The 8,428-nt window shown below is 60.4% G+C and carries 7 protein-coding genes and 1 pseudogene; 2 read left to right on the top strand and 6 right to left on the bottom strand.

Features of this window, described 5'->3' with window-relative positions; genetic code table 11:
- Nucleotides 1-192: 192 nt before the first annotated feature.
- From BraRD5C2_RS33540 to BraRD5C2_RS33530, 3 genes and pseudogenes are all read right to left on the bottom strand, one after another.
- Nucleotides 193-675: a metallophosphoesterase family protein gene (locus tag BraRD5C2_RS33540; protein WP_223975710.1), complete on the bottom strand. Its 483-nt coding sequence runs from the start codon at nt 673-675 to the stop codon at nt 193-195.
- 45 nt (nt 676-720) lie between these two features.
- Nucleotides 721-837 (bottom strand): annotated as a pseudogene (locus BraRD5C2_RS33535) (ribonuclease Z); the annotation flags it as partial.
- On the bottom strand, nt 825-1,073 hold the full coding sequence (locus tag BraRD5C2_RS33530) for a hypothetical protein (RefSeq protein WP_308444469.1): 249 nt from the start codon (nt 1,071-1,073) through the stop codon (nt 825-827). The pseudogene BraRD5C2_RS33535 and the gene BraRD5C2_RS33530, both read right to left, overlap by 13 nt.
- Before the next feature lie 500 nt (nt 1,074-1,573).
- On the opposite strand from BraRD5C2_RS33530, the gene BraRD5C2_RS33525 reads away from it, so the two are divergent.
- Nucleotides 1,574-3,418 (top strand): caspase family protein, encoded by a 1,845-nt coding sequence (locus tag BraRD5C2_RS33525; RefSeq protein ID WP_223975686.1) that lies wholly within the window; start codon nt 1,574-1,576, stop codon nt 3,416-3,418.
- A 199-nt stretch (nt 3,419-3,617) separates the two neighbouring features.
- Here BraRD5C2_RS33525 and BraRD5C2_RS33520 read toward each other — a convergent pair whose 3' ends face one another.
- The 3 genes from BraRD5C2_RS33520 to BraRD5C2_RS33510 all read right to left on the bottom strand — a co-directional run bounded on the left by BraRD5C2_RS33520 (nt 3,618) and on the right by BraRD5C2_RS33510 (nt 7,923).
- A complete protein-coding gene (locus BraRD5C2_RS33520; protein ID WP_223975684.1) occupies nt 3,618-4,262 on the bottom strand; it encodes a DUF4384 domain-containing protein in 645 nt (214 codons plus the stop codon).
- Nucleotides 4,263-4,282: 20 nt separating this feature from the next.
- Nucleotides 4,283-6,061, bottom strand: a complete 1,779-nt coding sequence (locus BraRD5C2_RS33515) for a caspase family protein (protein ID WP_223975708.1) — start codon at nt 6,059-6,061, stop codon at nt 4,283-4,285.
- Between the two features lie 140 nt (nt 6,062-6,201).
- A complete protein-coding gene (locus BraRD5C2_RS33510) occupies nt 6,202-7,923 on the bottom strand; it encodes an NHL repeat-containing protein (protein ID WP_223975682.1) in 1,722 nt (573 codons plus the stop codon).
- A gap of 155 nt (nt 7,924-8,078) precedes the next feature.
- Between BraRD5C2_RS33510 and BraRD5C2_RS33505 the strand changes: the two genes are divergently transcribed.
- The gene (locus BraRD5C2_RS33505; protein WP_223975681.1) at nt 8,079-8,360 is read left to right on the top strand and encodes a hypothetical protein; all 282 of its coding nucleotides are present in this window, start codon (nt 8,079-8,081) and stop codon (nt 8,358-8,360) included.
- Nucleotides 8,361-8,428: the final 68 nt, after the last annotated feature.

Raw genomic sequence — 8,428 nt, 5'->3', positions numbered from 1 at the left:
GTCCGCTTACTGGGCGTCTCGCTCTCCGCGCTCCATGACCAAGATCAGGTGGGACCCCAACTGGACCTGCCAATTTGACGCGATCGATGAATGCGGTCGATTTCCTCGTGGTCACGCTGAATGCCGAACCATCGCGGCGTGGGACAGGCCGAGCATCGGACCTTCGCCCTGCATATCCCTGCGCCGCACAGTTCAACGGGCCACGAGTTCATGGATGACCGGTCGCAGATTGTCAGACGTAACATCGAGCGTCGCAAGCGTGATCGGCAACTTGAAGCGCCCTGGCCCGGCGCTGCCGGGATTGACGTAGAGCACATTGTTGACCGTATCGACTTTCGGCACATGAGAATGGCCGGAGATGATGATGTCTATGCCGCGCTCAACGGGGTTGATTGGCAGCGTCTTGAGATCGTGCAATACGAAGATCGTCCGGCCCGCAAGCTCTATGAGCTCAGTGTCAGGGTATCCGCCGGCCCAATCGCCGTTGTCGACGTTCCCCCTGATCGCCGTGACCGGCGCGATCCGACGCAGCGCCGTGATGATGCCGGCCTGACCAATGTCACCGCCATGGATGATGTGGTCGACGCCAGCCAGCGCACGCGCCGCTTCCGGCCGCAACAGGCCGTGCGTATCCGAGATGATGCCGACCCTGAACGCTCTGGTGGTCGCCGGGATCGCGGTTTTCGCAGCGGGGGAGTCGATGTTGTTCAAAGGGATCGCCTAGATGGTAATGGTTGTGAAATCCGTCGCAATGCGGCTATTTGGAAAGGCCCGCGATGCCTCCGCCAGGATCTCTTCATCCGGATAGCGTCCGGAGATGTGTGTCAGGACGAGTTGCTTCCTTCGCGCGGGACGGCCAGTTCGTCCATGTCCATCGAGTAAGAAACGTCAACAGCAATAACAAGCTCGAGATCCACCGACACGGAAGTTCCGCCGCCATCGCTTTGTTGAGAGCCGAGATTTCTCGGTCCGGCCGCGCCCGCCGAAATAGCTCCGACGATGAGGATAGCTCCGATTGACATCGCCCAGCGCATCGCCAGCACGGGCCAATGTGACACGGATGGCGGAACCATTCAAATCCGCCGCAATCTCCAAGAAATGTGCGTCGCGCTTGTCGATTCGATGCGCCGAGAATTGCGCGCTCAGCGTACGAGAGACGTCGGCCGTTCATGCCGGACGAGAGCGCGTGTATGAATATGACAAGACCGACGTTGATCCGCTCCGCTGTCTATTGCTGATGTGATGACATTTTGGTTTCGCTACCAAGGGGATGGAGCTTCACTGGTGACCGGATCAGACTCCAGCATAGCCCCACATGAAGAAACGACATAAACTATAGCTATTTCAATATCTTATTTCGAGATCACATCGGGCGAACCGTCCGTGGCTTTACACTCTTCCGTGTGCGGTTGAACGTGCTTGCCTCCCTGAACGACCATACTAGGAATGGATTGAACCTAAGATTGGTACCTGTGCTGAGGTTGGCCTTCCGACGCCCGCGGAGCTTAACGCGGCCGCATTTCTCTGGGGCCAACTTCGATTGAACTGGTTCGGGCGATTCTGGACGGTGGCCATGAGCTTGTACACGCACTTCAGAGCTTTTGTTTTCCTTGCCGCTTCGCTTCTTCTGGTTTCGCACCCTGCGTGGGCAACGAAGCGGGTGGCTCTGGTAGTCGGAAATTCGAGCTATCAAAATGCGCCCTTACTTCCGAATCCTGCCAATGATGCCACCGCTATCGCCGCGACACTGAAGAACGCCGGGTTCGATTTGGTGGAATCTCGTATCGACCTGACCTCGAGCGACATGCGGCGGGCACTGAGGGATTTCGCCGATCAAGCTCGCGATGCAGACATCGCCATCGTCTATTATGCAGGTCACGGAATCGAGATCGACGGGACGAATTATCTTATTCCGACGGATGCCAGACTTGAACGCGACACTGATATCTATGACGAGGCCTTCTCGCTCGATCGCGTCCTACTAGCAATCGAGCCCGCGAGGCAGCTGCGCGTCGTGATCGTTGACGCTTGTCGCAACAATCCATTCGCCGACACGATGAAACGAACCGTCGCTTCGCGCGCGATCAGCCGCGGGCTCGCCCGAGTGGAACCCGCGGTATCCAATACGCTGATCGCATTTGCGGCCAAAGCCGGACTGACCGCACTCGATGGCAACAGCAAGAACAGTCCTTACGCGACGGCGCTAGTTAAATATATCGCAAAGCCTGGACTGGACTTGCGCAGGGCTTTCGGCTTCGTCCGGGATGATGTCTTGCAAGCTACAGGCAACCGACAGGAACCTTACGTTTACGGCTCGCTTGGGGGCGACGACGTAGCGCTCGTACCAAAAGCAGAGGAGCAGGTGCCGCCGCCGGTCAGCGCCTCGTCGGAAATTCGTCGCGACTACGAATTGGCTCTGCAACTCGGCAACAAGGCCGCTATGAGCGCGTTCCTCGCCCAGCATCCAGATGGCTATTACGCAAACCTGGCCAAGCTTCAGCTCAACCAGATCGACGCGGAGGACGCGCGCATTGCCGCGACCCGGAAATCGCAGGAAGCGGAGCAGCAGAAAGCTCGACTTGCATCCCAAGGTGCTCAGCCGGCCGTGCAGGACAAGGCAGCCGCAGATTTCAAGGCCGCGGAAGATGCCCGTATCGCGGCAGAAAGAACAAAGCTGGCAGCGCAGGAACAAGCTGCTGAGGCTGAACGGAATCGAACTGCATCCCAATCGTCAACGGTTGCCATGCTTTCCGCTAATGAAGCCGTCCCCGACGGTGCCAAGCCGGACAATCCTGCACCCGCTGTCCTATCCCCGAATAGCGAGGGCACGAAGGTTGCCGCCTTGAACACGGCGCCGCCGCAGGAGGATCTTGCCAAATCGGTCCAGAGCGAATTGAGCCGGGTTGGGTGTTTCACGGGCTCCATCGACGGTGAATGGAACGCCGCATCGCGTCGCTCCCTGAGCCTGTTCAACCGGCACGCCGGGACCAAATTTGACGTCAAACTCGCAAGCCTCGATGCGCTCGATGCAATCAAGCTGAAACCGGCCCGGGTTTGCCCGTTGATCTGCGAGCACGGATACAAAGCGGACGGCGATCAGTGCCGCAAGGTCACTTGTGCCGAAGGCTCGTTTCTGAACGACGATAACGAATGCGAGAAGCGCCGCGGAAAGAAGCCGCTGGCGAAGCGCAACATGGACGAGCGCCCGTCGCGCGCGGATCGTCCGGTACGCGATATCTCGGAGCCGCAAGCCGATTTCCCCAAGCGAAAGCAAGCGACTACCAGGCCCGCTGGTGGCAGCGGCCAGATCGTGTGTGATGCTTATCTATGCCGCCCGGTCCGTCATGGGTGTCACCTCGATTACCGTGGCGGCGGAGGTCCCGGCGGCGGTACCGGCAATGTCGAGGTCTGCAACTAGGACAACGTGCACGGCGGCGCTCTCTCGAGACCCGCCGTCTCCTCCGCAATTGAGAATGCTGGCGGCAACGGAACCAAACCGCAGGGCCCCGCACGGCAAGGAGCCGAACACCAGCTCGGCCACAAGAATGTTCATCACATGATTGCGTGGGACGGTTTACTCAATCGCCCGAGTAAGCCGTATCGTCTCAACCGTTTAGCTACTTGATAGAGTATGATTTGATGTCGAACGACCAATTGTTCGTTACCAGTTTTCCGCTTCCGCTGTCCGGCACACGCAGCTGACTGGTCCAATCCGACAGATAGCTCAGCGTATCGGCCGGCCCCTGAAGCTTGCGCTGAACATCTGGCAAATCAAGCAATTCCACGCGTCGCTCGCTCAGGATCGCAACGATCACAGCGGACCCGGCGGGCGGCGCGACGACATACTCAAATCCAAGTTGCTGTGCCGCACGAGTCGGAACAATGAATTGGACACCAGGTCTCACAAGATTCATTTCGCGTTCGACCGACTGTGCCAATAGCTCGGCGGTCGGAAAGATCTGTGACATCCGGCCTTGCGCATCAACATCCACCAGCATCAGATAGCCAGGCCTTTTGGCGGTTACGCCGAACGACACCTTGCCGCCAATGTTAACGGTTGGACCCGGTAGGATTTCAAGCAAAACGCTGGCCGCGTTTGCCGGGCCCCGGAGGGCCTGTACATGCCAGAGCAATTGAGTATCTCTCGCGGAAGATGGAAATATCGATGGCAGCGGCGCGGCGCCCGCTATGCCGCTTCCCGCCAGCGAGAGTACCAGCGCGAGCCATGATTGCTTCTGGAAAACCAGCTTCGCTGACGACATGACCTGCAGTCACAGTATTGTCAGGGAACGCTGAAAAAGCCGATAGACGCGATCCGCGCGTCCGCCGGCAGATAGCGCTCCAGACTCTTGATCATCTGCCCCGAGGCACGACGGCGGTTGAGCTGCATCAGGACCGTCTCCAGATCGACCATTCGCTGCTGCGAAGTCACAGCAACAATCTGCTCGGCACCGAACGGCTCGCCCACCCGGAGAGGCAGCCGCAGATTTGCCGATCGCGCCAGTGCGGCGTCAGAACCCACCGGATACAGCATTTGGATAGTTCCGTCGCCGGACACGTTGAACAGCAGCACCGCTCGTGAACCGACGTCGGACAATTCGACCTCGACGGTCTGTCCGCTGCGCTGCTGACGATCATCCGGCCAAATGCGCATCACTTGCGGCGACTGCGTCGCCATGCGCTTAAGCTCCCGAATGGCTGCAGTTCGGTTGACTACCGTCGTCAAGCCGGCAACGTCAACACCATAGGCGACTACATCGCCCCACGCGATTACGTCATGCGACACGGGGTCCCAGATCAAGTCGGGATTATCGGTCGGTTGAACGGCCTGCACACTGGCATCCTGCGGCTTGACGCTGGCGAAATAGTTCATCTTGCCGTCAAGCGCCGCCAAACGGATCGGCGTGGTAAGGCGGAAGGGCGGCAGCGCGGCGCTCGGCGCGGCCGGACTGGCCGCGGCGACGCCGGTTGGAGCGGTTTGTGACGTGGCCGTAACGGCCGGCGGCGCGGAGGTTTGTTTGTCGACGGGCGTGACGGTAGCAGCCTGACCGGAGGCAGCTCTCGCGGCCGCCCCCTGGATCAGTACCACGCCGCGCGTCAATTCGAAGGCGACGTCGGTTTCCGGCCTCTGTGTCGGCGACGATACCGTCACGATGTTCTGGCGTTGGTCGGACAGTTGATAGACCACCTGCCGAACATTGCTGAAAAGCTCCTTCAGCGTCACTTTGCCATCATGATTGATGTCCGCATTGCCCTCCACTGCCCGCGCGACGGCATAACTCAGTGCGCCGCGCAGGCCATCGATCCCGGGGATCCGCACTTCCGGAGCCTTGGTGTTTCGATCGACGGCGGCAATGAATGCAGTGTGGTCGAGATCGAGTTCGGACTTCGGGTCGTCGCTGCTCGACACCGGCTTCAATTCATCAACCAGGAGCGTGTAGCGCGGCACCTGTCGAAAGCTCATCTCTGCCGCACGCGGATCGATGTCCCGCACCATTCCACCGCCGTGGCAGGTATCCGCGACGAAGATCACTTTCGCGCCACGCAATTCGAACTGCCGGATGAAATGGTTGAATTCGCTTCCCAGAATGCGCTCGACCGATCCGGCCGGAGTGGTCGCGAATTCGGGCAGCAGGAACACGTTCTCCATTCCGTCCGGTTCGGAGCCCTTGACGCGCTCCGGCTCCTGCGTGCCGTGACCTGCGATAGACAGGAAGACGAGATCGTTGCTCTTTGTCCGCTCTACGAGTGAGCTGATCTCACGCAGCACGCTTGCCCGATCCGCCTGTGCATTGGTCAGTTCAACCACATCGCTGACGCCCATGGCCCTCAGGCTGGACACGATGTCATTGGCGTCGGCGACCGCGCCCTTTAATTTGCGTACATGCTGGTAGTCGTCGATGCCGATAACGAGCGCCCGAAGAGCCGCACCGTCGGGATTGCTTATCGACAGTTCACCCGCCGCGTGTGCGCGCTGGAGTGGCAGGCCGATCAACGCTGCGAGCAGGATGGCTGCACACAGCCAACCGGCCCTTTGATCAAAGCCCCTGAGCCTTCGCATCGTGATCCACCTCGATATCATGCAGGTCCGCCCTGGAACCGCATCGGCGTGGGAGAGCGGCAGGATGCCGTCCGGACCTTCAGAAACCAGCACACAGGCGGTGATCCATGTTCATCTGTAGCCTTAGGGCGACCACAGGTTCAGCGCCGCTTGTTCGCCGTCTTGCGGCCCGTCGGCGCCTCAGTCTCCTGATAGGCGTTTGCGGAAACAGCGGTCTGATCATCTGCGAACGCGCGAAAACGGACCGGAACGTAACCGCGCGCGAGCAGGCTTGCGAGCGGATAGACGTTGCGGCAGACCCTGCCGTTGCAGCCACCCGTCGAGGATTCCATGACCTCCGCCTTGCGATCCGGCGTGAACCGCAGGAACAACATCACGTGGGAACCCGGCTTGTTCAGGGCGTCGCCAGGCTTGAGGTCCCAGGGGTTGGTCACGGGTGCGGCGATCGCGGGGATGGCGGCGGTCGTGTAGTGGACGGAAAGTCCCCATGTGGCGCTGACGAACGCCGAGCAGTCGACGCCCGCCACGTCCGGCCGCGGCTCGTTGCGGGTGCAGACATTGCCCGCAAGCGTCCCGCTTTCGATCCGCTGCCGGAAATTCGCGAGCGAACCATGGCAACCCCAGCAATAGGGCACGCCCCGCACTTCCTGATTTACCTTGCCCTGCAGATACCATGGCCGGCGAACCCGACTGAAACCGGAGCACTGGCTGTCGGGATCGCTGCCGTAGTTCGCCGGGGTCAGCTTCCACTGAATGCCCTCAAAGGCGAAGGCCGTCTCGATCGCCTGCTGGCGATTGGACGGTCGCACGGCGACGGTTGCATTGAACTTGAAATCCGGCTGCGCCGCCGGCGCGGCCGCCGTGCGCGACGGCCTGACGTCAATGACGGACACTTTTACCAGCGGCCGGAAACCGACACCAACCACCTCGACACCTTCCGGCTTGGTGCGCAGAAAATAGACATCGCCGTCGCCCGAGATGGTGACGAACCGCCGGGTCACGGGCGTGTTCTCGAGTGGCAACTCGTAGATACCCTCAAGGCGTCCGTTCGCGGCATATCGCGCCACGAATGTGGAGGCATTCTTGCCCGATGGAGGAATGTCCTCGGCGAGCACGTAGAAGCGGTCACTGTTATCGATCTCAAGAAACTCCACGGTGCCGAGCTGGTTGCGGACACGCAGGCCAAGCTGACCTATGGTCTCGTTGGAGACCATGGTCTGGATTTCCACCCGAACGCTGTTATTCCCTTTGTCGGGAATGATATCGGCGATCACCGATCCCTTGCTGCGCGAGGCGATATACTGCCGGTCGGGCTGCCGCGTCGTCCTCACAATAGCCGCACGCGTATTCTGATCGAGCAAGTCGGTCGGGCTGCTCAACGCCTGCGAGCCCATCTGTGCGAAAGCCGAAATGGCGACCTGGTCGTCCGTTCCGCGAGATGAGACCTCCTCCAGCTGAATCACGTCCCCGCCCAGCCCGCGGGTGGACTGTCCTGGTGCTGCCTTCAGCATCCTCACGCCGCCGTCCCAAACCATGATGTCGTCATTGCGAACGACGAGGTCGGTGGGCTGGACATCCCTTGGCATCTTTAGGATGTCAGGAGCCGCGTTCGGCTGCTTAGGGTCGAACTGCAGAATGCGGCCGTTGATCTGATCAAGCACAAACAGGTTTCCCTGTCCGTCCGCGCTGAGCGCTTGCGGGCCTGCGAGTTCGACGTCTTGGCCGGCCGGGACGATCCCGACCATGGATGCAGCCGAACCGCCGGCAAAGCTTCGCACGACGGCATCGTCGGCCCTTGCCCCGCTAGCAACGATGATCGCGCCGACGATAGAGAGCCAGATCCAGCTAGATCGACGAAGCATACCCGCCTCAATGTAACCGAACCGAATGCAGCGTCAGTCCGACTAATCCAAGACTGCGCGAGTGCAGCATCAATTAGTGGCGAGCAACCCCAATCCCGTTCAACTCTCTCACTGGACGGTGATAGTTCTAATCATTCAGCCTGCAGTGCAAAATCATGGCCAGAAACAGATTTGAGCAAGTCAGCGAAGTCCAGCCCGACGCGATTACTCTGGTTTTAAGGCGCGACGATGGAGGTGCCTCAGGGTCAATCGTGTTGTCGGCCGCCGCAAGCGGGGGACGCCTGAGCAGCGACCAGGTCAGCGCCCAAATGCCGGCCCAGGACGCCTTTCGCGGCGCAGTCCGGCTCGCCAATGACATGAAGCTAGCGATCGTGGTTTGCGACCAGGATGGCGTCTGGAAGCCGGAATGGGGAGACCTTTACCAGGCGATCGATTGACCCCACCCGGGCAGCCGCTGCGGCGCCGCATGGAGGCCGGCATGGCAAATGGAGCGTTAAGCGGGCGG

Source organism: Bradyrhizobium sp. RD5-C2 (assembly GCF_019972155.1).
In the GTDB taxonomy this organism is placed as follows: domain Bacteria; phylum Pseudomonadota; class Alphaproteobacteria; order Rhizobiales; family Xanthobacteraceae; genus Bradyrhizobium.
This window is presented reverse-complemented; position numbering and strand designations above follow the sequence as displayed.

What these genes read in the sequence shown, in the direction of transcription:
- BraRD5C2_RS33515 (WP_223975708.1), bottom strand. Translation starts at nt 6,061, where the DNA reads ATGCGAAGGCTCAGGGGCTTTGATCAAAGGGCCGGTTGGCTGTGTGCA.
- BraRD5C2_RS33510 (WP_223975682.1), bottom strand. Translation starts at nt 7,923, where the DNA reads ATGCTTCGTCGATCTAGCTGGATCTGGCTCTCTATCGTCGGCGCGATC.
- BraRD5C2_RS33525 (WP_223975686.1), top strand. Translation starts at nt 1,574, where the DNA reads ATGAGCTTGTACACGCACTTCAGAGCTTTTGTTTTCCTTGCCGCTTCG.
- BraRD5C2_RS33530 (WP_308444469.1), bottom strand. Translation starts at nt 1,073, where the DNA reads ATGGTTCCGCCATCCGTGTCACATTGGCCCGTGCTGGCGATGCGCTGG.
- BraRD5C2_RS33505 (WP_223975681.1), top strand. Translation starts at nt 8,079, where the DNA reads ATGGCCAGAAACAGATTTGAGCAAGTCAGCGAAGTCCAGCCCGACGCG.
- BraRD5C2_RS33520 (WP_223975684.1), bottom strand. Translation starts at nt 4,262, where the DNA reads ATGTCGTCAGCGAAGCTGGTTTTCCAGAAGCAATCATGGCTCGCGCTG.